This is a genomic window from Ohtaekwangia kribbensis (assembly GCF_042676245.1).
GTDB classification, from domain to species: Bacteria; Bacteroidota; Bacteroidia; order Cytophagales; family Cyclobacteriaceae; genus Ohtaekwangia; species Ohtaekwangia kribbensis.
The window spans coordinates 424,075-449,323 of the sequence record NZ_JBHTKA010000003.1 but is presented as its reverse complement, the minus strand read 5'-3'; the positions used below and the strand labels follow the sequence as shown (position 1 = coordinate 449,323).

The 25,249-nt window shown below is 43.1% G+C and carries 19 protein-coding genes and 1 riboswitch; of the genes, 8 read left to right on the top strand and 11 right to left on the bottom strand.

What is annotated here, in order from left to right; genetic code table 11:
- Nucleotides 1–84: 84 nt before the first annotated feature.
- The gene (locus ACFQ21_RS12570) at nucleotides 85–2,289 is read right to left on the bottom strand and encodes a T9SS type A sorting domain-containing protein (RefSeq protein WP_377579515.1); all 2,205 of its coding nucleotides are present in this window, start codon (nucleotides 2,287–2,289) and stop codon (nucleotides 85–87) included.
- A gap of 87 nt (nucleotides 2,290–2,376) precedes the next feature.
- Between ACFQ21_RS12570 and ACFQ21_RS12565 the strand changes: the two genes are divergently transcribed.
- Together ACFQ21_RS12565 and ACFQ21_RS12560 are read left to right on the top strand one after the other, a co-directional pair.
- Nucleotides 2,377–3,708 carry a UDP-N-acetylmuramoyl-tripeptide--D-alanyl-D-alanine ligase gene (locus ACFQ21_RS12565; RefSeq protein WP_377579513.1) on the top strand — a complete coding sequence of 444 codons (1,332 nt, stop codon included), beginning with the start codon at nucleotides 2,377–2,379 and terminating at the stop codon, nucleotides 3,706–3,708.
- Between the two features lie 37 nt (nucleotides 3,709–3,745).
- Nucleotides 3,746–4,408 carry a DUF2461 domain-containing protein gene (locus tag ACFQ21_RS12560; RefSeq protein WP_377579511.1) on the top strand — a complete coding sequence of 221 codons (663 nt, stop codon included), beginning with the start codon at nucleotides 3,746–3,748 and terminating at the stop codon, nucleotides 4,406–4,408.
- A 77-nt stretch (nucleotides 4,409–4,485) separates the two neighbouring features.
- Here the strand turns inward: ACFQ21_RS12560 and ACFQ21_RS12555 are convergent, their stop codons facing one another.
- Nucleotides 4,486–5,748 carry a sugar MFS transporter gene (locus ACFQ21_RS12555; protein ID WP_377579509.1) on the bottom strand — a complete coding sequence of 421 codons (1,263 nt, stop codon included), beginning with the start codon at nucleotides 5,746–5,748 and terminating at the stop codon, nucleotides 4,486–4,488.
- Between the two features lie 258 nt (nucleotides 5,749–6,006).
- Between ACFQ21_RS12555 and ACFQ21_RS12550 the strand changes: the two genes are divergently transcribed.
- Together ACFQ21_RS12550 and ACFQ21_RS12545 are read left to right on the top strand one after the other, a co-directional pair.
- On the top strand, nucleotides 6,007–6,924 hold the full coding sequence (locus tag ACFQ21_RS12550) for a nucleotidyltransferase family protein (RefSeq protein ID WP_377579507.1): 918 nt from the start codon (nucleotides 6,007–6,009) through the stop codon (nucleotides 6,922–6,924).
- A gap of 45 nt (nucleotides 6,925–6,969) precedes the next feature.
- Nucleotides 6,970–7,995 carry a phosphotransferase enzyme family protein gene (locus tag ACFQ21_RS12545; protein ID WP_377579505.1) on the top strand — a complete coding sequence of 342 codons (1,026 nt, stop codon included), beginning with the start codon at nucleotides 6,970–6,972 and terminating at the stop codon, nucleotides 7,993–7,995.
- Nucleotides 7,996–8,047: 52 nt separating this feature from the next.
- Here ACFQ21_RS12545 and ACFQ21_RS12540 read toward each other — a convergent pair whose 3' ends face one another.
- The gene (locus ACFQ21_RS12540; protein WP_377579502.1) at nucleotides 8,048–9,127 is read right to left on the bottom strand and encodes a mannose-1-phosphate guanylyltransferase; all 1,080 of its coding nucleotides are present in this window, start codon (nucleotides 9,125–9,127) and stop codon (nucleotides 8,048–8,050) included.
- Between the two features lie 72 nt (nucleotides 9,128–9,199).
- Nucleotides 9,200–10,168 (bottom strand): KpsF/GutQ family sugar-phosphate isomerase, encoded by a 969-nt coding sequence (locus tag ACFQ21_RS12535; protein WP_377579659.1) that lies wholly within the window; start codon nucleotides 10,166–10,168, stop codon nucleotides 9,200–9,202.
- A gap of 58 nt (nucleotides 10,169–10,226) precedes the next feature.
- Here ACFQ21_RS12535 and recQ point away from each other — a divergent pair, with 58 nt between their 5' ends.
- From recQ to ACFQ21_RS12515, 4 genes are all read left to right on the top strand, one after another.
- On the top strand, nucleotides 10,227–12,416 hold the full coding sequence (gene recQ, locus ACFQ21_RS12530; protein WP_377579658.1) for a DNA helicase RecQ: 2,190 nt from the start codon (nucleotides 10,227–10,229) through the stop codon (nucleotides 12,414–12,416).
- 265 nt (nucleotides 12,417–12,681) lie between these two features.
- Entirely contained in the window at nucleotides 12,682–13,968 is a 1,287-nt protein-coding gene (gene purD, locus ACFQ21_RS12525) for a phosphoribosylamine--glycine ligase (protein WP_377579500.1), read from the top strand.
- A 4-nt stretch (nucleotides 13,969–13,972) separates the two neighbouring features.
- Nucleotides 13,973–15,505, top strand: coding sequence for a PSP1 domain-containing protein (gene ricT, locus ACFQ21_RS12520; RefSeq protein ID WP_377579498.1), 1,533 nt, complete (start codon nucleotides 13,973–13,975; stop codon nucleotides 15,503–15,505).
- Nucleotides 15,502–15,981 carry a gliding motility lipoprotein GldH gene (locus ACFQ21_RS12515; RefSeq protein WP_377579496.1) on the top strand — a complete coding sequence of 160 codons (480 nt, stop codon included), beginning with the start codon at nucleotides 15,502–15,504 and terminating at the stop codon, nucleotides 15,979–15,981. The genes ricT and ACFQ21_RS12515 overlap by 4 nt, the downstream gene beginning before the upstream one ends.
- Before the next feature lie 77 nt (nucleotides 15,982–16,058).
- On the opposite strand, the gene ACFQ21_RS12510 is transcribed toward ACFQ21_RS12515, so the two are convergent.
- From ACFQ21_RS12510 to ACFQ21_RS12480, 7 genes are all read right to left on the bottom strand, one after another.
- Nucleotides 16,059–17,135, bottom strand: coding sequence for a transporter (locus ACFQ21_RS12510; protein ID WP_377579494.1), 1,077 nt, complete (start codon nucleotides 17,133–17,135; stop codon nucleotides 16,059–16,061).
- A 55-nt stretch (nucleotides 17,136–17,190) separates the two neighbouring features.
- The gene (locus ACFQ21_RS12505) at nucleotides 17,191–18,264 is read right to left on the bottom strand and encodes a hypothetical protein (protein ID WP_377579492.1); all 1,074 of its coding nucleotides are present in this window, start codon (nucleotides 18,262–18,264) and stop codon (nucleotides 17,191–17,193) included.
- Nucleotides 18,265–18,369: 105 nt separating this feature from the next.
- Nucleotides 18,370–18,918: a hypothetical protein gene (locus tag ACFQ21_RS12500; RefSeq protein ID WP_377579490.1), complete on the bottom strand. Its 549-nt coding sequence runs from the start codon at nucleotides 18,916–18,918 to the stop codon at nucleotides 18,370–18,372.
- 113 nt (nucleotides 18,919–19,031) lie between these two features.
- Entirely contained in the window at nucleotides 19,032–20,261 is a 1,230-nt protein-coding gene (locus ACFQ21_RS12495) for a homoserine dehydrogenase (protein WP_377579488.1), read from the bottom strand.
- Nucleotides 20,258–21,304, bottom strand: a complete 1,047-nt coding sequence (locus tag ACFQ21_RS12490; RefSeq protein WP_377579486.1) for a homoserine O-acetyltransferase family protein — start codon at nucleotides 21,302–21,304, stop codon at nucleotides 20,258–20,260. Before ACFQ21_RS12490 ends, ACFQ21_RS12495 begins: the two co-directional genes overlap by 4 nt.
- Nucleotides 21,305–21,400: 96 nt before the next feature.
- Nucleotides 21,401–22,723 carry an O-acetylhomoserine aminocarboxypropyltransferase/cysteine synthase family protein gene (locus ACFQ21_RS12485; protein ID WP_377579484.1) on the bottom strand — a complete coding sequence of 441 codons (1,323 nt, stop codon included), beginning with the start codon at nucleotides 22,721–22,723 and terminating at the stop codon, nucleotides 21,401–21,403.
- A gap of 285 nt (nucleotides 22,724–23,008) precedes the next feature.
- Nucleotides 23,009–23,129, bottom strand: a riboswitch (SAM riboswitch).
- Between the two features lie 132 nt (nucleotides 23,130–23,261).
- The gene (locus tag ACFQ21_RS12480; protein WP_377579482.1) at nucleotides 23,262–25,022 is read right to left on the bottom strand and encodes a tetratricopeptide repeat protein; all 1,761 of its coding nucleotides are present in this window, start codon (nucleotides 25,020–25,022) and stop codon (nucleotides 23,262–23,264) included.
- Between the last annotated feature and the right edge of the window lie 227 nt (nucleotides 25,023–25,249).

Genomic DNA, 25,249 nt, shown 5'->3' with positions numbered 1-25,249 from the left:
TCTTTAGATTAATAGATTAATGAGTCAGTCTGTTAGTCTGCTGACTCATGCTTTTGCGGGCGCAAAGATGGAGGAATACAGGAATTAATGAACTACAATTTTCTTGGAGAACGATTTCTCATTCCAGATGAAGCGAAGAACATACAGGCCTGCCGATAGTCTGGCGACATTAGTCTGGCTCGCCTGGTTAGCCTGAATTAAAACCGGTTGTGTGAGTTGTTGCCCGGTAGCAGAGAATATCATCATGAACACAGATCGATCGGATGTTACTGCGAATACATCATCGTTCACAGGATTCGGGTAGACTGAGATAACGGGTTCGCCCGGTAACTCATTAGTGTTGTCATGCTGCAAAACTGTTAGCCCACCCGTTACATTGCCCGTAACGATAGCCGGCTTGGCAGTGCCATACAGGTTTACAATGGTTGGCCACACACGGCCACCGAAGTTTCGAGACTGGTATGTTTCGCTGAGCGGGTTCCACACTATATTATTAATAGCAGCATCTGCATTACTGACTTTTCTGAAATTATCAACGATACGAAGTTCTCCGGTTTGATCGCCAATAACCAAATCAGCCGATCCATCACCATCTAAATCGCCAACTGCGAATGCAAGATTCTGTCGCAGTACACTCGAGCCAATGCCGAGGTATGTACTGTTCTGCAGTGAATAGCTCGGTGCTGCGTTGCTGCCAGAGTTCTTCCAATAATATATAGCACCGTTGCTTCTGCCATGCAACAAGTCCAGTCGACCATCCAGATCTACATCTGTTACCAGAATATTTTCAGTGGAGGCAAGATCGGTTGTAGTTGCCGGGTTGAAGTCAACGGACTGGATATCCGCAGTAGAAAAGCTTAGTCCGGCAGCAGCTTTGTTCGGAATATAGTTGAGCCGGGTAATGCCATCGAAGAAACCCGTAGCGGTAAATACAAGATCCAGGTTGCCATCGCCAGTTATATCTACAAATTGGATCTTTAGGTTGTATAGGGCAAGCGTTGTAAAGTTTAGGTAATTATCTTCAATCAATTTAAAACTTGGTGTTGATGCCGTTCCCGTATTTTCATATACCTGAATGGTAGCAGCCGTAACCTCTGATGTATTCTGACTGATAAAGAGATCATAATCACCATCTACATCAAAGTCAACAAAGGCAGGCACTGCGTTATCGCCTACATCGATCATTTGTTCCTGCAGAAAATTTACTTTATTAAATGCAAATACAGGACTCGCGTTGGTGCCGGTGTTCTTATAGGTCCAATTTGAATTCGCGAGGTTTGTGCCCAAGTCTGTTTTGGTAAATATATTGGGTGTAATGATGAGATCTTTCAGTCCATCGAAATCTATATCTTCATAATACGGAGCGGGATAAAGAAAATTACTCGTATTGGTGGATGGAAAATTCTGATCGGAGTTTATAACCGGATTTAATAGATCTCCCTGATTCGGCAACATAGAAAGCCGAGTACAGGTAGCTTCAGACAGCAGTACATCGAGCTCACCATCCTGCGTTACATCCAGCATCAATAAGCTTTTTCCCCCGGCATGTTCAACACGGCCACCCGTACTACACTCTGTACTGTTGAACGCAAAATTGCCGCAGGTACATTCGGTAAAACCTCCCCACTGTATAGTAAGTCTTTTGAAGTCAAGCGAATCACAACGGTTGTGATCTTCTATACCCAGGTTCTGATGATATTCAATTGTGCCATTGCCAGCGAAGCGGACCGTGAAAATGTCGAGGTCTCCATCGCCATCAGCATCCACGATGGTGGGCAGGTCATCAAACTGAAGTTGCAGGTTAATCTTCTCATCTGAAAATCCCTTGGTTAACAGCACATCACTCTTGGCACCGTTATCGTAAAATATATGATGCTTCCACGTTAGTGTTCCGCCTGTCTCGGTCACGTTATCATATACTTTCATCCCAAGTATGTTGCCGGTAAAAATATCTTTGCGTCCATCGCAGTTCAGGTCGCGTAACAGCAACCAATTAGCAACATCACTCGGGAAAAACGATTCATACTCCGGGGTGTATTTGTATTTATTATCCTGGTTCAGAAAAGTATAGATCTTGTTGGCCATGCGATCGAAGAGTACCAGATCGTCATGACCATCTTCATTCAGATCCATCGTATTATACTGCGCAGTGTTAAGTCCTCCTGCCCACGGCATGCTGAGTGTTCCTTTATCCGTTTCAACGGGAATACTTTGATCCAGTACATAGGTGAATTGTGCGTAAGCACTCAGTGAAATACAGAGGAAGAGGCAGGATAAAAATGGTCTCATCAAAATAATTTTTCTACCTACTATAACGTACTGGTCTGCGAGGCTGTTATCTTGCCACCAAGATACTTTTTCCGGTGCACAATCCCTATGCAGTTTACAACACCGGGCGAAATAAAAGACAGTATAATGATGATGGATATTGGAGAGCTATATTCGAAATTTCTAAAGTCGGGCAAGGTATCAACGGATACACGACAGATCACTCCGGGCTCAATCTTTTTTGCTTTGCGGGGCGATCGCTTTAATGCCAATGAGTTTGCTGCGCAGGCACTCGAGAAAGGTGCCAGCTGTGTTGTGATCGATGATGCAGCCTATAAAGTTGATGAACGCTGTATAGTTGCAGACAATGTTCTGGAAACTTTGCAGAAGCTTGCGCGCCATCATCGCGATCAATTGAAAATACCAGTAGTAGGACTTACCGGGTCGAATGGTAAAACGACCAGCAAGGAACTGGTGAGCACGGTGCTGAGTAAAAAATTCAAGACCTATGCTACCAAAGGAAATCTGAACAACCACATTGGTGTACCGCTTACTATACTTTCTATCGATTCATCATACGAGATGGCGGTGGTAGAGATGGGAGCGAACCATTTAGGAGAGATTGCGTTGCTGTGTTCAATCGCCAATCCAACACATGGTTTTATCACCAATATTGGTAAAGCACATATAGGTACATTTGGCGGATATGAAAATATAATTCGAGCGAAGTCTGAATTGTACCAGCATCTTATCACAACGCAGGGAACGGTGTTCATCAATTCGCAGAATGCTATACTGGCAAATATGGCCAAGCGATTCAGTAGTCCCGTGCTATACCCGGCAAAAGGTGATTACTATCATTGCGAACTGATTGGCGCTGATCCGTTTGTGAAGCTTAAGGCTGAGAACGGTGAAGTCGTAACTACGAATCTGATCGGCACGTATAATTTTGAGAACATGGCCGCTGCGTTGTGCATCGGTAAATTTTTTGGTGTTGATGGTGTTGATGCTAATCGTGCTATAGCGGAATATATACCTTCTAACATGCGGTCGCAGATGGTAACGAAAGGCACTAACACGATTATACTGGATGCCTATAATGCCAACCCAAGTTCCATGCAGGCAGCCATTGAAAATATAGCGGCTATGAAAGCACCTCGCAAGGTTGTTATATTGGGCGATATGTTTGAGTTGGAAGAGGAGGCTGAAAAAGAGCATCGCAGCTTAGGTAAGCTTGTTCGTGAAAAGGGATTACAGGAAGTATATTTCTGTGGTAACCTGATCAAGACAGCATTGGAAGAAGTTCCATCAGCCAAGCACTTCACTACCAAAGATGCATTGATGGAACAACTGAGAAAAGATAAACTGACCGATGCCACTATCCTGGTAAAAGCATCGCGTGGTATAGGACTAGAAACCATTGTAGAAGTTTTCGAATAGCAAACTATATATTAACCGTTAAATCACTACGCTATATATGAATTTTCCCCTCATACTGAAATTTCTCAAAGACCTAGCGAAGAATAACGACCGTGAATGGTTTGAAAAGAACAAACCGAAATACCTGGAAGCGAAGGAATCGTTTGACGAAGTTGTTGCCAACCTGCTCGGCGAAATGATAAAGTTTGATGACTCGCTCGGTGGACTCGATCCGAAGAAATTAGTCTTTCGTATATACCGTGATGTTCGCTTCAGTAAAGACAAACGTCCCTATAAAAATAATTTCGGAGCAGCGATGTCTGCTGAAGGTAAAGGATTGGGAACACCGGGATACTATTTTCAGATACAACCCGGCAACCAGAGTTTTGTTGCTATAGGTTTGTTTCAGCCGCAGCCGGAAATTCTTGCCAAAGTGCGACAGGAGATTGACTACAACGGTGATAACCTGAAGAAGATATTCAATGAAAAGAAATTCAAAAGTAATTTCTCTAAGTTCTGGGATGAAGGTGCGTTGAAGAAAGCACCGAAGGGATATGCGCCTGATCATGCGTACGCAGACTGGCTAAAACTGAAGAGCTTCGTTGTTACGCACGAGTTTAAGGACAGTGAAGTAACAGACAAGAAATTTATGAAGACAGTTGTAGAGACATTAAAGTCTGCTAAGCCTCTGAATGATTTTTTGAAAGAGGCTTTGCATTAGGATAGGATAGAACTGCCTTGAAATGAAAAGAGCATTCAGTTTTGAATGCTCTTTTGTTTACGATTGGTCGGCTTCTACTATGCCTTTCTTCCGGCCTTATAGCCATTAGTTGCAAAATATAGTATATAAAGATAGCACGGCACCATTAGTAAGTATGCATGCTGCGAATTCCAGATCTCAGAAAACTTACCATATACCAACGGCAGTATAGCACCGCCAGCGATGGCCATTACTAACAGAGCAGAGCCTGTTTTTGTAAAGCGTCCGAGCCTGTCAATAGCCAGCGGAAATATAGCGGGCCACATTAATGAATTGGCAAGTCCGAGAGCGGCTATAAACGCCACAGAGGTATATCCGGTTGTTACAACTGCCAGCACAGTGAATGCAACGCCTAGTATAGCACAAAATTTCAACGCCACTGCCTGTGAAATATATTTTGGTATCGTAATAATACCAATAACGTATCCCAGTAACATAAAGGCGAGTGTTATCTGCGTAAAGTATCGAGCTGTTGATAATTCAATCCCCAACGATTTGCCATAGCTGATAATGGTATCTCCTGCCATTACTTCTACGCCTACATATAAGAACAAGGCAAGCACACCAAGCAGCAAATGTGGAAATTGAAATACACTGGTTTTAGACCCATCTGAAGCGTGGCTGCCGGAGTCTTCGCCGTCATCTTTGATATCAGGTAAGCCGGAGAATAATATAGCCACAGCAAGCACAACCAGTACGCCTGCTATAATCATATAAGGAACAATCACACGGCTGGCAAGTTCATCAAGTTTAGCTTCACGTGCTGCAGCATCCATTGTCTGTAAACTCTTCTCAAGTACATCGGCATCATTCAATGCTATATATCCAAAGATAAGTCCGGCAAGTATACCAGCTACTTTATTACATATACCCATAATACTGATGCGGGTAGCAGCGCTTTCTATAGGGCCTATAATCGAAACATACGGGTTTGAAGCAGTTTGTAAAAGAGCTAGTCCGGTGCCTATAATGAATAATCCTACAAGAAAGAGATTGAAGTTGCGCGATTGAGCGGCAGGTACGAAGAGAATTGCACCAATGGCCATGATCGCTAAACCTAATGCCATACCTCTTTTATAACCTGTTTTACTTAACACAAAAGATGAAGGTATAGCCATTACTGTATAGGCTATAAAGAAAGCTGTAGCTACAAGATAAGATTGGAAATCACTTTCGAGCTGGCAGGCAATCTTCAGGTAAGGAATAAGTGTTCCGTTTACCCAGGTTACAAACCCAAAAATAAAGAACAACGCTCCAATGATAATCATCGGCACCAGGTATTCATTCTTCTGCTTTGTCATAATAGGCTTTTTAAGGTTTACGTATTAGGTGGTTCAACTTCTATATAGGATAAGTGTGCATTGAAGCACACATCTTCTCTTAAAACTTTTATTTTTGCGCCCTGATATTTTTTAAAATCGCGTGGTGTTTTTTGAATGCTATTTTTTTGTTCTGCCAGGAAGACAATATAAACTTCCGTTAAAACCAATAAATCCGCTTCAGAGCACGTGTTTGCGGAAACACCACCGTCTAATAATTCTGAAATAAACTAAAACACAATGGACACACCAAATCGCACACAAAAAAAAGTAGCCCTGCTGGTAATGGCCGCGGGCATCGGAAGTCGCTACGGAGGCATAAAACAGATCGATGGATTTGGCCCAAATGGCGAAACGATTATGGATTACTCGCTTTTTGACGCTGTTCGTGCAGGCTTCACAAAAATTGTGTTCATCGTTCGTGATGAAATTCTCGAAACAGTAAAAGAAAAATTTTTGCCTAAACTTCAGGGCAAAGTAGAGGTTGAGTTCGTTGTGCAGTCTATCGACAAACTTATTCCTGCTCAATATAAAAATGCGGAACGTACTAAACCCTGGGGAACAGGACACGCTTTGCTTTGTGCGAAAGACGTGATCTCTGAACCGTTCATCGCTATTAATGCAGATGACTTTTATGGTAAAGATGCATTTGAATCTGTAGCCAACTATTTCAAGAACGATACTACCGGTGCGCATGCTATGGTGGGCTTTACCTTAAGCAAAGTATTATCAGAGCACGGAAGTGTATCGCGTGGTGTTGGTGAAGCTGACAAGGACGGATACCTTCAATCTGTTGTAGAGCGCACTACCATTGTAAAAGAAAATGGCAAGATCATTTCGAAAGAAAAAGATGCTGATCGCGAGCTCGACCCGAATGCTCCTACATCGATGAACTTCTGGGGATTTCACCCGGAAGTATTCAAACTTGCGTCAACGATGTTCGAAGACTTTTTGAAAGAGCATCATCAAAACCTGAAATCAGAATTCTATATACCGCTTATCGTAAATGAACTGATCCACCGTGGTATTGGTAAAGTTAAAGTATTGGGTGGCGGAAATATATGGTTTGGTGTTACGTACAAAGAAGACAAGGAGGAAGTTTCTGCACGCATCAAATCATTGATTGATAAAGGCGACTATCCGCAGAAGTTGTGGTAGTATAATACAAGACTTACTTTAGTCTTCAGTTTTGTATTTTACACCATGATATTGGATAACATTCTGAAAGACTTTGGTCTCGGCATTGATCAGTTCCATGTAGAACCAATCAATGCCGGGTACATCAATCAAACGTATAAGCTCACCAGTACAAAGTCATATATACTGCAGCGACTGAACCGGAATGTATTTAAAAAGCCCGAGACAGTAGCCGGTAACATTCGCGCTGCAGCCGACTATATAAAACAACACCATCCTGATTATTTATTTCTCTCCGGTATAAAAACAACTTCCGGAAAAGAGATGAGCTACGATGCCGAAGGATTCCCTTGGCGACTCTTTCCTTATATAGCCAACACCATTACTATAAATAAGGTTGAAACAGAAACGGAAGCCTATAATGCTGCCAGTGGTTTCGCACGACTTACCCGCATGCTGGAAGGTGTAGAAGCATCGTTATTCGAACCGACCATCGATCGCTTTCATGATCTTAAACTTCGATACCAGCAATTTGAAGATGCTTTAGCAAATGCTGCTGCCGACAGAAAAGAAGCAGCAGCAGATGCAATTGCAGCATGTCAGCGCTATATATACCTGGTGAATCGATATGATCAATTGATCGTGAGCGGAGATTTAAAACTTCGCATCATGCACAACGATACCAAGATCAACAATATACTCTTTGATGCCACCACACGTAAAGATGTGGTTGTGATTGATCTCGATACACTCATGCCTGGTTATTTCATTTATGATCTGGGCGACATGATCCGCACCTTTGTGAGTCCGGTGGATGAAGAAGAAAAAGATCTTTCTAAAATAAAAGTCCGGCAGAATATTTACGATGCGCTCGTGAAAGGATACCTCTCCGAGATGAACGCTATACTTTCAGACAAAGAAAAAAGTTCAATTGAATTTTCAGGTCAGATGATGACCTATATTATGGCGCTGCGTATGTTGGCTGATTTTCTGAACGGAGATATATACTATCAAACAACGTATCCAAAACAAAATCTGATTCGCGCCCGCAACCAGCTTCGACTGCTGGATTTACTGACCGGTGCCGGATAAAAAATATACCTCCCGCTATACTTTGCAAACCAGGCGGGAGGTAAGATATATACTATATAAACTCGGCCGCGTTGGGGCGAGTCTTTACATCGTTCACAAATTTTCTGAACTGCTCTTCTTTATCCTTCTCGCATACAATTACCACGTTACCGAATTCACCGATCAGGTATCCGTTCAATCCTTGTACAACAATGAGTTTATCAGGTGAGCCTTTAATGATAGAGTTACGAGTCTCGTACGTAAGCGCATTCGCAGCGAGTACGTTATTGTTATCATCTTTTTCAGAGATCTCGTGAATTGATCCCCATGAACCGAGATCGCTCCAGGTAAAATTACCAAGGCACACATATACATTGGAGGCTTTCTCCATGACGCCATAGTCGATGGATATACTTTTACTTTGCGAGTATGCAGCGAGTATAGCATCCTTTTCTCCTGTGGTATTAAGCTTTGGCTTTACAATCTCGTCAAACACCTCTGCCATCTCTGGTAAGTGTTGATGGAATGCATCGACAATTGCTTTAACACCCCATATAAAAATCCCCGAGTTCCACACGAAGTCTCCACTCTCCAGAAATTTTTTCGCCAGCGAGAGTTCAGGTTTTTCCGTGAAGGTCTTTACCTTTTTAGCAAAGGTCTTGTCAGTATGATACTGTATATACCCGTAGCCGGTTTCTGGTCGTGTAGGCGTTATACCGAGCGTCATTAATTTATCCTGACTCTTTGCCTGGTCTGCAGCTTTCTTGATCACATCCAGAAACTCCTGCTCTTTTAAGATGAGGTGATCAGAAGGAGTAACTACAATAACCGCTTCAGAATTTTTCTGGGCAATTTTATAGCTCGCATAAGCAATACAACAAGCCGTATTTTTTCGCATCGGCTCGGTAAGTACTTGCTCTTCGTTTAGCGCTGGTAGTTGTTGACGCACGAGCGAGGCATGCTCTTCGTGTGTAACGACATAAATGTTTTCAACAGGACAGATTGGGAGGAACCGATCGAAGGTCGATTGAAGTAGGGTTTTTCCAGTTCCTAAAACATCCAGAAATTGTTTGGGTTTTGAGTTACGACTGTATGGCCAAAAGCGTACGCCTACGCCTCCAGCCATGAGTACAACATATAAGTTTTTGTTCATTGAGTTTTTAGACGTAAGACGTTTTACAAAAGACGTTAGTAGCAGAATTTTATGAAAGAAAATTTTGAAAAATTAGACAATTCCTTCCTTTAATAAGTCATGCAAGTGAACAAAACCGACAACCTGTTCGCCATCCATTACCGCCAACTGGGTAATATTACTCTCTTGCATTTGATGTAAGGCTTTGACAGCAAATTCATCTTTTTCGATTCTTTTGGGAGTGCGCGTCATAATGTCGGTCGCCTTTATATCTGCGAGGTTGGTATTCTTTTCAAGCATGCGTCTGAGATCTCCATCGGTGATAATGCCCAATAGATTTTTGTTTTCATCTATAACGGCAGTACAACCAAGACGTTTCGATGATATTTCCAATATAACATCCTTGAGTGGAGTATTTGCTTTTACAAGCGGTAGCTCGTTGTGAGTATAAACGTCTGATACTTTTAGATATAGTTGCTTGCCTAATGCGCCACCCGGATGATATTCTGCAAAATCCCGACTGGAAAAATCTCGTATCTCCAATAAACTTACTGCTAATGCGTCTCCTAAAGCAAGGTGTGCTGTAGTGCTGGTTGTAGGAGCAAGATTATGTGGACATGCTTCTTCTGCAATCGTTGCATTTAACACGAAATCGGCTTGCTGTGCTAAATATGAATTTGTATTACTAACTAAAGCAACAAGCTTTGATCCTCTGCGTTTGAGTAATGGAACTAATACTTTGATCTCCGGAGTGTTTCCACTTTTAGAGATACAAATAACTATATCATCTTTTTGTATCATGCCTAAGTCGCCATGTATAGCATCGGCAGCATGCATAAAAATAGATGGAGTTCCAGTGGAGTTTAGCGTAGCAACAATTTTATTGGCGATGATAGCACTTTTGCCAACGCCTGTTATGACAACGCGGCCTTTTGCAGAATAAATTTCTTTCACACAGGCTTCGAAATCGTCATCAATAAAATTGGTGAGTTTCTGAATTGCTAAGGATTCATTTATTAATACATCCCGTGCAATTTTTTTAATATTTTTTCCTAAATTCAATGCCTTTTCAAAATTAGCTTTGTCTACGGACAAAGATATAACTTATCAGAACGAAATGATGTTGGTCGAAGAGAAAGATGCTCTAAAAGAAAGACTCAAGGAAATTTTTGGGTATAGCCAGTTCCGTGGTAATCAGGAAACGATTATCCGTAATTTGCTTGACGGACGGAATACATTTGTAATTATGCCTACAGGAGCAGGTAAGTCACTGTGTTATCAGTTACCTGCTATGATCAATGATGGACTAGCAATTGTTATATCACCGCTTATCGCGTTGATGAAAAATCAGGTAGACCAGATGAATGCGTACGGTGTTAACGCGCGCTTCCTCAACTCTACATTAAGTAAAAGCGAAATCACTAGGTTGAAGAAAGAGTGTATGAACGGTAACGTAAAATTACTTTACGTTGCGCCTGAATCACTCAACAAAGAAGAGACTATAGAATTTCTCAAGAAAGTAAATGTCTCATTCGTTGCTATAGATGAAGCGCACTGTATATCTGAGTGGGGACACGACTTCCGTCCGGAGTATAGAAGGATCAAAGCGATGATCCATAACTTGGGTGATATGCCGGTGATTGCACTCACAGCAACGGCTACACCGAAAGTACAGATCGATATACAGAAGAACCTGCAGATGGAAGAAGCAGATGTATTCATCTCTTCTTTCAATCGTAAAAATTTATACTACGAAGTTCGCCCGAAGAAAGAGACGAAGAAGCAGCTCATCAAATTCCTGAAAGATCACAAAGGTAAATCCGGTGTTATATACTGTCTCAGCCGCAAGAAGGTTGAAGAGATAGCACAGTTACTGAATGTAAACGGATTTAAAGCAGCACCGTATCATGCAGGTCTTGATCCGGACGTGCGCATGAAAAATCAGGATGACTTTCTGAATGAAGAAGTAGATATCATCGTTGCAACGATAGCGTTCGGTATGGGTATAGATAAACCCGATGTTCGCTTTGTTGTACACTACGATGTTCCGAAATCACTTGAAGGGTATTACCAAGAAACAGGTCGTGCAGGTCGCGATGGTCTCGAAGGTTTGTGTCTCATGTTCTATAGTCACAACGACTTGAACAAACTAGAGAAGTTCAACAAAGACAAACCGGTGCAGGAGCGTGAGAACGCACGTATACTCTTGCAGGAGATGGAATACTATGCCGAGTCACCGGTATGTCGCAGAAGGCAATTGCTTCATTACTTTGGTGAAGAGTATAAAGAAGAGAACTGCGGCATGTGTGACAACTGTGTGCATCCGCGCGAGCGCTTCGAAGGTATGGATGCTGTGAAGCTTGTTATACAAGCCGTGAAGCAAACCAACGAACGCTTCGGTCTCAATCACCTGGTAAATGTTGTTCGTGGTGTTGAAGATGAATACGTAAAAAGCTATGGCCACTTCGACCTTGCTATATATGGCAAAGGTTCAGAAGAGGATGCTGATTACTGGAAATCAGTTATACGCCAGACATTGATCTATCAATACCTGGAGAAAGATATAGATAACATCGGTGCGTTAAGGGTTACGAAAAGAGGTGAAGACTTCCTGAAGAAGCCTCACTCAATTGAACTGGCGCGCGACCACGACTTTACTACGGAGGTTGAAGAAGAAGAAGAATCAGAAGCACGCACTCCGGTAAATACGAAGTCGTATGATGTGAAGCTGTTTGAGATACTCAAAACACTTCGCAAGAAGATCGCGAAGGATAAGAACCTTCCTCCGTATGTGATCTTCCAGGATCCATCACTCGAAGAGATGGCTACCACATACCCGACAACGAAAGATGATCTCGCGCAGGTCAATGGAGTGGGTATGGGTAAGGTGAATAAGTTCGGAAAAGAATTTCTCGAAGTTATTCAGCAATATGTAGATGAGAATGATATTGAGACAGCGAGCGATGTAGTTGTAAAAGCTTCTGTCAATAAATCGAAGACGAAGATCTTTATCATTCAGCAGATCGATCGCAAAGTTGATCTGGAAGAGATTGCAGAAACAATCAACTTATCATTCGAAGATATGTTGACTGAGATCGAAAACATCTGCTACTCCGGAACAAAGCTTAACCTGAACTACTATATAGATCAGGTGCTCGATCCGCACAAGCAGGATGATATACATGATTACTTTATGAATGCTGATACCGACAGTCTTGAAGCAGCACTCAATGATGACTCGATCGCTGATTACTCCGAAGAAGAGATCAGAATGATGCGCATCAAGTTCATGTCAGAATACGCAAACTGATGAGATGTTAATCGTTATCAAGTATCCGTAAAACGTGAATGGGATTTTTCTCATTCACGTTTTTCATTTCAGGAGTTGTCGTTAATTGCTTGCGTTATCAGCAGCTTCCATCACGATATATCTTCGGCTTTTCTCTTGCATTTATTTACAATAACGGTTAGCGAATAACCGATAACGATTAACGAATAACGGGCCCGCTGCCCGGGGCCGTTTTATTTAACCGATTTCGCGGCTATCTTTGGGATTCAACTAGATTTTGACCTCAATGAATATACTCATTATAGGGAACGGAGGCAGAGAGCATGCTCTTGCCTGGAAGATAAAGCAAAGCCCGCAGTGCGGGAAACTTTATGTTGCACCGGGTAATCCGGGCACGGCGCAGATTGCCGAAAATGTAGCCATCGCGGCTGACGACTTTTTAAAGCTTGGGCAATTCTGCCTGGACAGCGCTATAGACCTCATTGTGGTAGGTCCGGAAGCACCACTGGTAAAAGGTATTCGCGATTTTTTTGAAGCTGATCCCAAGCTTAAAAACATTCTGATGGTTGGTCCTGGTAAACTGGGTGCCCAACTGGAAGGAAGTAAAGATTTCTCGAAGCAGTTTATGATCCGCAATAATATACCAACTGCAAAGGCCAGAACCTTTCAGGTTGCGGAGCTCGATCAGGCGTTTGACTATATCGCTACCTGCAAACCTCCCATCGTATTAAAGGCCGATGGACTGGCTGCCGGTAAAGGCGTTATTATCAGTCTGAGTCAGGCAGAGGCAAAAGCGGTGGTGAAGGAAATGCTTGTAAATAAAAAATTCGGAGAGGCCAGCGCGAAAGTGCTCATCGAAGAATTTTTGAATGGTATAGAACTCTCTGTATTTGTTCTGACAGACGGTAAGGATTATGTGATCCTGCCGGAAGCCAAAGACTATAAACGCATCGGAGATGGTGATACAGGACCTAATACCGGAGGCATGGGTGCGGTATCGCCCGTAGTGTTTGCTACCAATTCTTTTATGAAACGCGTAGAAGATGAAGTGGTAAAACCAACCATTGAAGGTTTGAAGAAAGATGCGATTGACTATAAAGGATTCATCTTTGTTGGATTGATGAATGTTGGCGGCACGCCATACGTTATTGAATATAACGCGCGCATGGGCGATCCGGAAACACAGGCTGTGATGCCTCGCATTAAAAGCGATTTCCTGGAATTGCTCGTGGCTGCTGCAAATGGTTCATTGGCGGGTAAGATTATTGATATAGACGATCAACACGCTGTTACCATCGCATTGGTATCGGGCGGTTATCCGGGTGATTATGAAAAAGGCAAAGTGATCAGCGGTCTTCATAATCATGCGAAAGCATTGGTGTTCCACGCAGGAACAAAACAGCACCAGGAAAATGTAGTTACAGAAGGAGGGCGCGTACTCGCTATATCCGGTAAGGGAAACTCGCTGAACGAAGCGCGTGAAAAGGCGTATGAGACAGCCGAGCAGATACAGTGGGATGGCTTGTACTTCCGCAAAGATATAGGGCAGGATTTGTTGAACTATAAAGTGTAAACAAATGGGATGTTCATGCGGATCTGTAAAAGATAAAAACGGCAAAACAGCCGGTTGCAACAACAACGGAGCCTGTGGCACGGGCGGCTGCAACAAAATGAATGTATTCGATTGGCTGTCGAACATGGACATGCCAACGCAGGATCGATTTGATATAGCAGAGGTACGTTTCAAAAACGGTAGAAAAGAATTTTTCCGTAACACCGATAAATTGCTTCTTACTACGGGCGATGCTGTTGTGGTGGAAGTCCCCAACGGTCATCATATAGGCTATATATCACTTCAGGGCGAACTCGTGCGTCTGCAAATGCAGAAGAAAAAAGTAGCCAACGATGGTGAGATCAAAAAGATATACCGCATCGCGCATCAGAAAGACCTCGAGAAATTCGAGGAGGTGAAGAAGCGCGAGATGCCAACACTATATCGCACGCGCGAGATCATTCGTGACCTGAAACTCGAAATGAAACTTTCAGACATCGAGTATCAGGCCGATAACATGAAGGCTACATTCTTTTACTCGGCTGATGATCGTGTTGACTTTCGCGAGTTGATTAAACTACTCGCGGGCGAATTCAAGATCAGGGTAGAAATGCGCCAGATAAGTTTGCGCCAGGAAGCAGGTCGTTTGGGAGGTATAGGTGTATGTGGTCGTGAACTATGCTGTGCTACATGGTTAAGTGAATTTAAAAACGTAGCCACCAGTGCAGCACGCTATCAAAATCTGTCACTCAATCCAAGCAAACTTTCAGGACAATGCGGACGATTGAAGTGTTGTCTCAACTACGAGCTTGAGACCTATATGGAAGCACTGGAAGATATACCGAAGGTAGAAGCTCCGCTGCTCACAGAGAAAGGTGAAGCTGTTCTGCAGAAGACAGATATATTCAGAAAGATCATGTGGTTCGGTTTCAAAGAAGAGAATACATGGTACCCGTTAAATATACAGCGGGTCAATCATATTCTTCAAATGAATCGTGATGGCAAGCGCCCCGCTACACTTGAGATTGATATAGTTGAAGAGAAGGTAACAACCGGACCACTCAACAGCGATCTCGACCAGATGGACAAGCGCTTCAAGAGTAAGTCACGTAACAAAAAGAAAAAAGGTAAAGGCGGAGCTCCGGGTAATCAGAACCAGGGCAACCAGAATCAGCAGGCACAAACTTCCGGCCCCCAGCCCAACCGTGGTAATCAGGGTAATCGTGACAATCGTCAGCAACGACATAACCAGGGGCAGGGCGATGTACAAGGACCACGTGATAAGCAACAGCAACGTTCGAACCAGGGACAAGGCGATATACAGGGACCGCGCGATAAACAACAGCAACGCTCTAATCAGGGGCAGGGTGATGTACAAGGGCCGCGTGAAGGTAAAACCCAACAACGTTCGAATCAGGGCCAGGGAGATATACAGGGACCGCGCGAAAACAAACCGCAGCGTTCTAACCAGGGGCCGCGCGAGAACCGACCGAACCGAGATAACCGCGGAGGTAATCAAAATCCAAATAAACCAAAGCCAGGTAATCAGCCGTCATGAGATTTTTCTGGATAGTAATAATCATCACCATCCTTGCAACGGGATGTGAAGACAACCGGATCTATGAACAGTATACTGACTTCGAAGAAGGGTATTGGCTCGTAAACAATAAACCGGAATTTGAGTTTGTTATCGATGATAGCAATGTAAAGTATAATTTATATGGAAATGTGCGAAATGCTGTTTCGTATCCATGGTCAAGATTGTTTATGACCTATTACCTGCAGGATTCGATAGGTAATGTAGTGCACAAAAGTCTCACCAACGATTATCTTTTCGAAGCTAAATCCGGAAAGCCGCTGGGCAACAGCGGACTTGGAGATATATATGATCACCGGTTATTACTGCTAAAGAACTACCAGTTTCAGAAGCCTGGTAAATATAAAATCAAGTTCGAGCAGTTTATGCGCACCGATACACTGCAAGGTATACTCGCGGTAGGTTTACGTGTTGAAAAGTCAATGCCAGCCGAGTAACTATATAGTAGCAGATAACGGAATAAAAAAGGAGAGTCATTACGACTCTCCTTTTTTCATGTAGGGGTATATATAGATTATTTTGCAAATCGGAATGCATACGTAACAGACAACAGCCAATCTGCAAAGGCAGCATCTCCCTGGGTGAAGTTACCGCTGAGCTCAGTGCGCTTCTTGTCAATAACGCTTTGCGTACGATTTCTCGCCAACGCTATCGGGAAATTTACACCAATGAAGTGTTTACCGGTAACATAGTTGACAGAAGGTTCAACGGAAAGAATACGACCCGGTCTGCGGAAACCATCGCTATCACCAAATATATCTTCAGAAGGTATACCCTCATAGCGACCGCCCAGCGCAAACTGAAGCTTGTTTACGGAATAGCGTGCACCCAGGCGAACCTGGAATTGATCGCACACCGACATTTCATTTGAAAGTGGTATGCCATCGGTCAGGTTCTGACTTCTTAGTGTTCCATTTGTATTGCGCGGGTTGAACAAGTATACTCCTGTTGAGTAGATCGCAAATTTATGACTAAGCTTTTGCAGGAAGTCAAACTCCGTGATGATCCCTGTTCCGCCATCGCCAGGTTGAATAGACTGATCTACCGGCAATGTTTGTATACCATCGGCTTTGTGGAACTCGTCTTTGTAATTATAGTTACCGGTTGGCAGCTTAACACCAAGTCCTACCAACAATTGTGTTTTTTGATTGTGTGGTAATACGGTATAATAACCGGTAATTCGAACATCGCCTAATCCTTGTGACGATGTGTGGTAACGCTCTCCGCTATTGTTGCCCTTATGCTCGTAGAGAGAAGAGCGGTCGATATATATCAACGGTATAGTAGCACTTACACTCCAGCGTCTGTTAATGGTATAAGATATACCCAGTAATATAGAGTTATCGTTGTTGATAACTTCCGTTCCGTCTTCAACACGATTCTTTTCCTCGTGTGTTCCACGAAAGTGCCTGAAGGATCGGAAGTAACGATAGTTCAGGGAGAACTGCCATGAGCTGCTGGCAGTACTGTCGAATTCCAGCGCACAGGAAGACATGTTGCGTACAGCAACGCAACCTTGTGCCGCGGCCTCGGTGTTGGCGAGCAGTACGCCTGCAAGTACTAAGGATAAATAGTAGAGTTTTAGTTTCATAGATGTGGTTTGGGAATTATATAGTTTTTTAGATAGAGTATATATAGTTAAAATATTAGTGTGAGAATCGGAATGCGTAGGTAACCGATAGTAACCAATCTGCAAAGGCGGCATCACCATGCACATCGTTGCCATCACCGTTTTGATCTTGCAGACGTTGGTCCGCTACGCTTTTTGTACGGTTGCGATATAATGCTATCGGTACATTTACACCTACAACGTGCTTACCCAGACTTACCAATGCCGAAGGCTCAAGCGATACAATGTAGCCTGGTCTTCTGAAGCCGTCTGTCTTGCCGATAATATCGTGCGTAGGTATACCTTCTACGCGTCCGCCTATACCAAGCTGAAATTGTTTGATCATATAGCGGGCACCGGCACGTAAAAACAATTGATCAGGCACCGACATTTCTGCTTCGAACGGATTGCTTCGGTTTGTTTTGGTTCCGTTTGTGTTCTTAGGATTGAAGAGATACGATCCGTTGGCATATACATATATATTCCGGCTAACCTCGCGGAGGAAATCCACTTCGACAATAATTCCTAATCCGCCATCACCGGGTTGAATTGACTGGTCAACAGGTCGTCTGTTATAATTGCCATTTACATACGCATCATCTTCATATTTATAATTGCCAGTGGGGAGTTTAACACCAACGCCTGCGAGTAAACTTCCGGAAGGATTGTTGGGTACAATAGCATAATATCCCATCAGGCGAATGTCACCCAGGCCTTTTGAAGTTGTATAGTGGCGTTCGGGTACACGTTGGCCATCGGCATTACGCGGACGTGACGACCGGTCTATATATACCATCGGTACACCCACGGATACAGACCATCTGCGATTGATGGTATAGTTGATGCCCAGTATCACAGAGTTGTCGTGATTGATCACGTTTGTGTTTTCTTCCACGCGTTCTTTATCTTCTTCGCTTCCTGTAAAATGGCGGAAGGATTTAAAGTAGCGATAGTTGAGTGAGAACTGCCACGATTTACTGGTGGTGCTGTCGAAGATCATGGAGCATGAAGACATATTACGTACCGCTACACAACCTTGTGCGAAGCTATCGGTATTAATAACGAGTATGCCCAACAGTGCTATAGAAAAATAGTATAATTTCAGTTTCATAGATATCGTTTAGTAGTTATGAGATAGAATTACGCGCACGTATATATTCGCATACATGCGCACCATCACATCGTCTGCAGACGATGTGATCACGGAAATAAAATTCTATAACATAAATACTTCCGGAGGAGGCGTATCGATGGCGTGATCGGGTTGCGTTACCGGGGGTGAACTTATTAGAACGACTGTATTCAGAGCAACGGATTCTATAGCAGAGATAGAAATTTTGGTTTCGCTGTGAAAGTCTTTAAAGAGCTTCGATATAAAATTGAAAGCCTGTTTGGCACCAATGGGTAAATTGTTTGCTGACCGTGCGTAGTCCGATAATGTTTCTTCGATGTGTTTTGTCGCTTTATCTTTTACGCATACTATAAATAGCGTATCGTTTACCAGTTTTTGTTTTACGAGTTTATAGTATTCACCGGCATATTCGAAATCGCCATGTACGCGTTCGTAACTGCCGTCAGAAACCGGGTAGGGAAGTGAGAAGGGAATGGTAAATACAACAGCTTCTTCTTTGTTATACTGCGATGCATTCAAGCGCTCGAGCAAATTTTCTTTAGCGTGTTGTTTAATAGCCCAAAAAGCAAGGTAATAGCCACCTGTGTTAAACAGGAAAACCAGCAGAAAGAATATCGCTGTCAGCCTTTTCAATTTTTGGGTTAATTGGTCTTATCATAGTTATCAAAAAACCAGTTAAAAACAAAATAGACCGTTTCAACACGGTCTATTTTTGTAATCTTTTTAAAATGTTTCGGCAGGTAAAGTTATGCCAGCAAGGCTTCTTTCACAGCAGATGTTTTAACAGGAATGAATTTACTTTCCGGTGCCAATATGATGCCGATGCCCGGAGTCTGTGACCACGCTTTCAGTTTGGACAGTTTAACCTGGCCAACCATATACTGTTTCCCGTTGGCAGCGTAGCCTGACTGGAATACTTCGAAATCGGCGATGGAAATTTTTGCATCTTCTTCGAAGCTTATGTAGGCTTCTACGATCAATTCGTTAGAGAATTCAAAACGGTCTGACTGATGAAGCTTTTTATATTCATAAGCATAGTCATAAGACAATGCAGAGAGATCGGATAACACAGCAGAACCGGTCGGGTAACTTCCTGCGCCTTTCCCTATAAAGAGTTGCTTTTCTGCAAAGGCACCTTGCACCTGCACGGCATTATACTCATTGCGAACAGATGCCAGCGGATTGGTAGCTTCAATAAACTGAGGGGCCACAAAGCCATATACCTTATTGTCGATTCGGAACGAGCGTGCAATCAGTTTTATAGTATAGTTGTTATCGCGTGCAAACTTCAGATCAAGGTCAGAGATTTTATCGATCCCGATATTGATCACTTCTTCTGGTTGAATGAAGAGACCGAACGTGTGAGCAATAGCAATTACCAATTTATACTTGGGATCATAGCCTTTCACATCCAGGCTCGGATCGCTTTCTGCAAAGCCAAGCTCCTGTGCTTTTTTCAACGCATCAGCATAACTCTTCTTTTCTTCAAATACTTTGGTAAGTATATAATTGGTCGATCCGTTAAATATACCTTCAATGCTGTTGAGCAGATCATTGTCGTAATACTCTTCGAGGTTACGGAGGATTGGTATACTTCCGCACACAGCACCTTCGTAGAGTACAGGTTTGCCGGTTTGCTGCTGAAGGGTATATATTTCTTCCATGTGCTCTGCCAGCATTTTTTTGTTGGCCGTTACTACAGCTTTGCCATGCAGCAGGGCAGTCTTCACAATTTCATAAGCAGCCTGCGCGTCATCAATCAGTTCTACAACTACATCGATCTCGGCGTCATTCAGAATTTCTTCTTTATCAAACGTAAAAAAATCTTCCTTTACCGGGCGTTGCTTGTTCTTGTTTTTTACGCATACTTTTTTAATCTCTGCTTGCACACCACCATGGGTTTCGTGCAAAACGTGATATAGACCCTGACCTACACATCCAAACCCGAAGAGACCTAACTTCAATTTTTTTCTCATGATAATACCTGACTTAATGTTTTCTGTTGATAGAACTGCTTTATGATGGTGTCCAATTGTTCGAACTCTACTAAAAATCCGTCATGACCATACAGCGATACCAGCTCGGCATACTGTGCATGCGGTATATTCTCTGCCAGGAATTTCTGTTCACTCACCGGGAAGAGTATATCTGTATCTATGGCGATTACTAATGTTTTTGCTTTTATAGTGTGCAGGGCTTCTTTTACACCAGTACGATTTCTTCCCACGTTATGGTTGTCCATAATCTTGGAAAGAGTCCAGTATGTAAATGCGTTGAAGCGATTCACCAACTTTTGTCCCTGGTAACGCTGGTAGGTAGCAGCACGAAACTCATCCAGCTTCTCGTTACCTTTTTCAACCTGTGTCTGATTGAATGTTTCATAATACCGGTATGATATCATGCCTATAGCACGTGCAGCTTTCAGTCCTTCCGAACCGGCACGCACATCACTTTCTTTCCACGTAGGGTCAGCTTCAATGGCTAACCGCTGTGCTTCATTAAAGGCTATACCCCATGGTGAATGAAATGCATTGCATGCCATGGGAATTATATGATCGAATACATCCGGTTGCTGAACGGCCCATTCTACAACCTGTTGCCCTCCGAGTGAACCCCCCAGCAGGGTATGTATCTTTTCAATTTTGAGTTCCTGTCTCAACAGATCGAACGCGCGCACTACATCGCGATTCGTTAACAATGGAAATGTGTGATAAAAAGGTTTACCGTTATCCGGATTGATTGACAGCGGGCCGGTAGAGCCGTAGCATCCACCTAGTATATTGGCGCAAATAATAAAATGATCTTTCGGATCGAAAGCACTTCCTTCACGAAACAGATCGCCCCACCAATCGGTAAAGTCAGAACTGCCCGTCAATGCGTGGCATACCCACACAATGTTAGAGCGTTCGTGGTTGAGTTTTCCAAGGGTAGTATATTTCAACTGGAAGCCGGGCAAAGTTGATCCCGACTCAAGATCGAACGGATGATTGTAGTGAAAGGTGTGATCGTGTTTTTCCATGGTGGTGGTAGTGCTTCACCCGTTTCACCTCTCCCTATGGCGGGGAGAGGGAACGGATGCATTTATACTTAACTTTAACTAGGATTTATACTTTAATCAGGCTATCAATTCTCCTTCATATACTTTTGCAAATGCCTGCTGCAGGTCTGCTTTGATATCATCAATGTGTTCAATGCCGGCAGAAATTCTCAGCAGGGTAGGCAGTACACCGGCTGTGATCTGTTCTTCTTCATTGAGTTGCTGATGGGTTGTAGCGGAAGGTTGAATGATGAGTGTTTTAGCATCGCCTACATTTGCCAGGTGACTAATCAGTTTAAGGCTGTCTACAAATTTAGCGGTGTGTTGCTTGGTACCTTTCAGCGTGAAAGAGAATACCCCACCAAAACCATTGCGTAAATATTTTTTAGCAAGCTTGTGATAGGTGCTGCTTGTTAAGCCCGGGTAGTTTACACTCTCTACCAGTTCGTGTTGCTCAAGCCACTGTGCCAGGGCAAGTGCATTATCTACCGAGCGCTGTACGCGCAGTGAAAGTGTCTCAAGTCCTTGCAGCAACAGGAATGAATTGAACGGACTTAAGGATGGTCCGAAATCACGCAGACCTTCCACGCGTGCGCGGATGATGAAGGCTATATTTGGTAAGCCCAGCGGATTACCTTCACCAAATACTTCCCAGAATTTAAGACCGTGATATCCTTCGGATGGTTCTATGAACTGTGGAAATTTGCCATTGCCCCAGTTATAGTTTCCGCCATCTACAATTACACCACCTATAGATGTACCATGACCACCAATCCATTTTGTTGCCGATTGTACTACTATATGTGCGCCATGTTCCAGCGGGCGGAACAAGTATCCGGCAGCACCAAATGTATTATCAACAATAAGTGGCAGATCATGTTTTTTAGCAAGCGCTGCGATGGCTTCAAAATCAGGAATGTTAAAGCCCGGGTTACCAATCGTTTCCAGATATAGTGCTTTTGTATTCTTGTCAATCAGCTTTTCGAAAGCTTCTGGTTTATCACCTTCAGCAAAGCGCGCATCTATACCGAGGCGTTTGAAAGCAACTTTGAACTGGTTATAGGTACCTCCATATAGAAAGGAAGTGGAGACAAAGTTATCACCAGTCTGAAGAATGTTATTGAGTGCTAAAAATTGTGCAGCTTGTCCCGAGCCTGTAGCGAGTGCAGCGACACCGCCTTCGAGGGCAGCAATGCGTTTTTCAAACACATCGGTTGTCGGGTTCATGATGCGGGTATATATATTGCCAAATTCTTTTAATGCAAAAAGATTGGCACCGTGTTCAGAGTCCTTAAATGTATAGGACGTAGTCTGATAAATAGGTACAGCACGTGAGCGGGTTGTAGGATCGATTTCCTGGCCGGCATGGAGTTGGAGGGTTTCAAAATGTAGATTTGACATAACTATATTTTTTTATTCGGGTGAATGACTAAAATTTCTGAAAGAGGATTTTTGCTATAGAGAAGTATACGTAGCCGTAATCATGCCTGTCACGTATGGCAGATCGTGAGACTCGTCTGTTGCTGAAAGCGGTGCGCTATAGATTAGCAGCAACAGTACGCGCAACAACAACATGCGTTGCACATGCAGTTGTTAATAGCATGAATAATTTCGGAAAGATAAGCACGGAGGCTATGCAAGCCTGACCCGGAAATGATGGTGTTAATGATGCTTTTCATTTTCATCGGTTTATATTTCCCGGCATGGACCATCCAAACCGGAGTCAGGATTTAGCACCTTTTCCTTATTATCGGGAGTGGTTGCTAGCGCTTCTTAGAGCCTGTCTCTCCGCGCTTCTTTATAAATCGATCAAGCAAGAGTGCTTATTCGACTTTGATACCACAAACGTAGAGTCTGCGAAAGTTGTTTCCAAGTCTTGCGGGAAAAATTTTTTACTGCGATTCGCGTACAACTGTTAGTAATTCAGATGAAAATTCGGTCAGGGCTTCTGAAATGGCAATTTTACCGTGAACGCTGTACCTTGATACACTTCACTTTTAACAGACACTTCGCCATGCAAACGCTCCACGGCACGTTTCAAAATATAGAGCCCGAGCCCTGTACCTTCTACATGATCGTTTGCACGGAAGAACATATTAAAAACTTTTGACTGCAATCGCGGATCTATACCTATACCATTATCTTCTACAATAATGATCAGAAAATTATCATCGCGCGAAACTGCAATGCGCACGGTAGGCTCTTTCTCCGGCATAGAATACTTGATGGCATTCTCGATAAGATTCTGCAGAATAGTATTGACAATCGCCCACTCGGAGTAAAATTCAAGACCGGCTTCAACTTCAATGGTAAACCGTATGTGCTTAAAGTTTTCCAGGAAGTGATAGGTAGAGATGCAGTCATTCAGCAGTGTCTCAAAATCTATCTTTGTGCGCTTAACCTCCATGTGGTTCATGCGTGTAATGTTGATGAGATCAAGCACGATATTATCAATGCGCACAATCTGTGACTGATACATATCAATATACTTTAGGATGTGCTCGTCTTTGATCTCAAGCTTCATCAGGTTATTCAAGCCGAGCAGCGAAGATATAGGGCCTTTCAGATCGTGTGAGACACGATAAAAGAATGAGTCGAGTTCGGCATTTTTCTTTTCAATGATCTCTGTTTTGCTGCGCTGTATCTCGGCCTCCATTTCCAGAAATTTTACTTTCGCGATGGCTTCATAACTTTTTACAGCGTTATAAGTATGAGACACGACAAGCGATTCCTTGATCACGATATACTCATCCAGGTAACGAATCGCTTCGTCTAACTTACCTTCACTGCGCGCTACCAGGTGAAGATTATACAGCGATTTATAGCGTACAAACCGGATGTTATACTGGTTGGCCACCTGTTGTGCCAGCTCCAGGTGCTCGCAGGCTTTGTCATTTTTACCAAGCTCATAATAGAGTACACCGAGTTTGTTGTGCGTCATGGCAATACCCAATTGATCGCTTGCTTCCAGGTGTATCTTGAGTGATTGATTCAGGTCTTCCAGCGCTTCATCAAAGCGTTTGAGTTTGATATATACTTTGCCGCGACCGTAGAGTGAAAAACCAAGTCCGCGTATGTCGTTGGTTTGTTTTTTTAGCGTAATACTTTTTTCGACCGTAGCCAATGCAAGATCAATAAGTCCGCGTTTCAGATATATACCGGAAAGCGGATTGTAAGCATTTGACTCGAGGTTGGGATCGTTGGTAAGGCGCCCGGCAGCAACCGAACTTAAATATGAACTGATAGCATTCTCCTGGTCGTCCAGGTATTCATATATAGTACCGAGTGATTTTAGTACGCGCGCTTCGTTATAGTGATCGCCCAGGTTGCGATAGATGAAAAGACAATCGAGCAGGTATACTAATCCTAAATGAAAATTATCAGTTTTATAATGAACTCCGGCTATAGCATATTTTGCATCTGCTATACCTTTCATGTCCTGGTTATTGTCAAAAAACTTCAGGGCATCTTCGGCAAGGCTTAATACTTTATTGTAGTCGCCCCGGATCATGAGGTATAGTGCCAGCTGATTTTTTGCCAGCGCAGAAAGTTCAGCATCTTCAATCTGTTCACTTATCGTGATGACACGTTGCGCCAGTGCTATACTTTTTTGCAGATCATAACTTCTGCAATCAAAAGCCTGCTTCAATAATGTCTTTGCTTCTTCAACTTTATTTTCTTCAGCCCCTGTCTGTTTCATAGTATAACATGCTCACGCATCTTGCTAGCATTCAATAAATATATAGTTATATTCTGTTTGTTTCCAGCTTTTATTCGAGTCTGTGTAGGGTAAATCGCTGTAACGTACTAACTACACGATCGCAGCGTTATTTTCTAATGCGTTTCAGAAGGATGAAATCTTCTGATAAATAAACCTGTATACTGATTAAAATTACACGAATCTGGTTATAAAATGCTGTTGCTCAT

Excerpts from the sequence above, each read along its gene's own strand:
- ACFQ21_RS12570 (WP_377579515.1), bottom strand. The coding sequence starts at position 2,289 with ATGAGACCATTTTTATCCTGCCTCTTCCTCTGTATTTCACTGAGTGCT.
- ACFQ21_RS12565 (WP_377579513.1), top strand. The coding sequence starts at position 2,377 with ATGCAGTTTACAACACCGGGCGAAATAAAAGACAGTATAATGATGATG.
- ACFQ21_RS12560 (WP_377579511.1), top strand. The coding sequence starts at position 3,746 with ATGAATTTTCCCCTCATACTGAAATTTCTCAAAGACCTAGCGAAGAAT.
- ACFQ21_RS12555 (WP_377579509.1), bottom strand. The coding sequence starts at position 5,748 with ATGACAAAGCAGAAGAATGAATACCTGGTGCCGATGATTATCATTGGA.
- ACFQ21_RS12550 (WP_377579507.1), top strand. The coding sequence starts at position 6,007 with ATGGACACACCAAATCGCACACAAAAAAAAGTAGCCCTGCTGGTAATG.
- ACFQ21_RS12545 (WP_377579505.1), top strand. The coding sequence starts at position 6,970 with ATGATATTGGATAACATTCTGAAAGACTTTGGTCTCGGCATTGATCAG.
- ACFQ21_RS12540 (WP_377579502.1), bottom strand. The coding sequence starts at position 9,127 with ATGAACAAAAACTTATATGTTGTACTCATGGCTGGAGGCGTAGGCGTA.
- recQ (WP_377579658.1), top strand. The coding sequence starts at position 10,227 with ATGTTGGTCGAAGAGAAAGATGCTCTAAAAGAAAGACTCAAGGAAATT.
- purD (WP_377579500.1), top strand. The coding sequence starts at position 12,682 with ATGAATATACTCATTATAGGGAACGGAGGCAGAGAGCATGCTCTTGCC.
- ricT (WP_377579498.1), top strand. The coding sequence starts at position 13,973 with ATGGGATGTTCATGCGGATCTGTAAAAGATAAAAACGGCAAAACAGCC.
- ACFQ21_RS12515 (WP_377579496.1), top strand. The coding sequence starts at position 15,502 with ATGAGATTTTTCTGGATAGTAATAATCATCACCATCCTTGCAACGGGA.
- ACFQ21_RS12510 (WP_377579494.1), bottom strand. The coding sequence starts at position 17,135 with ATGAAACTAAAACTCTACTATTTATCCTTAGTACTTGCAGGCGTACTG.
- ACFQ21_RS12505 (WP_377579492.1), bottom strand. The coding sequence starts at position 18,264 with ATGAAACTGAAATTATACTATTTTTCTATAGCACTGTTGGGCATACTC.
- ACFQ21_RS12495 (WP_377579488.1), bottom strand. The coding sequence starts at position 20,261 with ATGAGAAAAAAATTGAAGTTAGGTCTCTTCGGGTTTGGATGTGTAGGT.
- ACFQ21_RS12490 (WP_377579486.1), bottom strand. The coding sequence starts at position 21,304 with ATGGAAAAACACGATCACACCTTTCACTACAATCATCCGTTCGATCTT.
- ACFQ21_RS12485 (WP_377579484.1), bottom strand. The coding sequence starts at position 22,723 with ATGTCAAATCTACATTTTGAAACCCTCCAACTCCATGCCGGCCAGGAA.
- ACFQ21_RS12480 (WP_377579482.1), bottom strand. The coding sequence starts at position 25,022 with ATGAAACAGACAGGGGCTGAAGAAAATAAAGTTGAAGAAGCAAAGACA.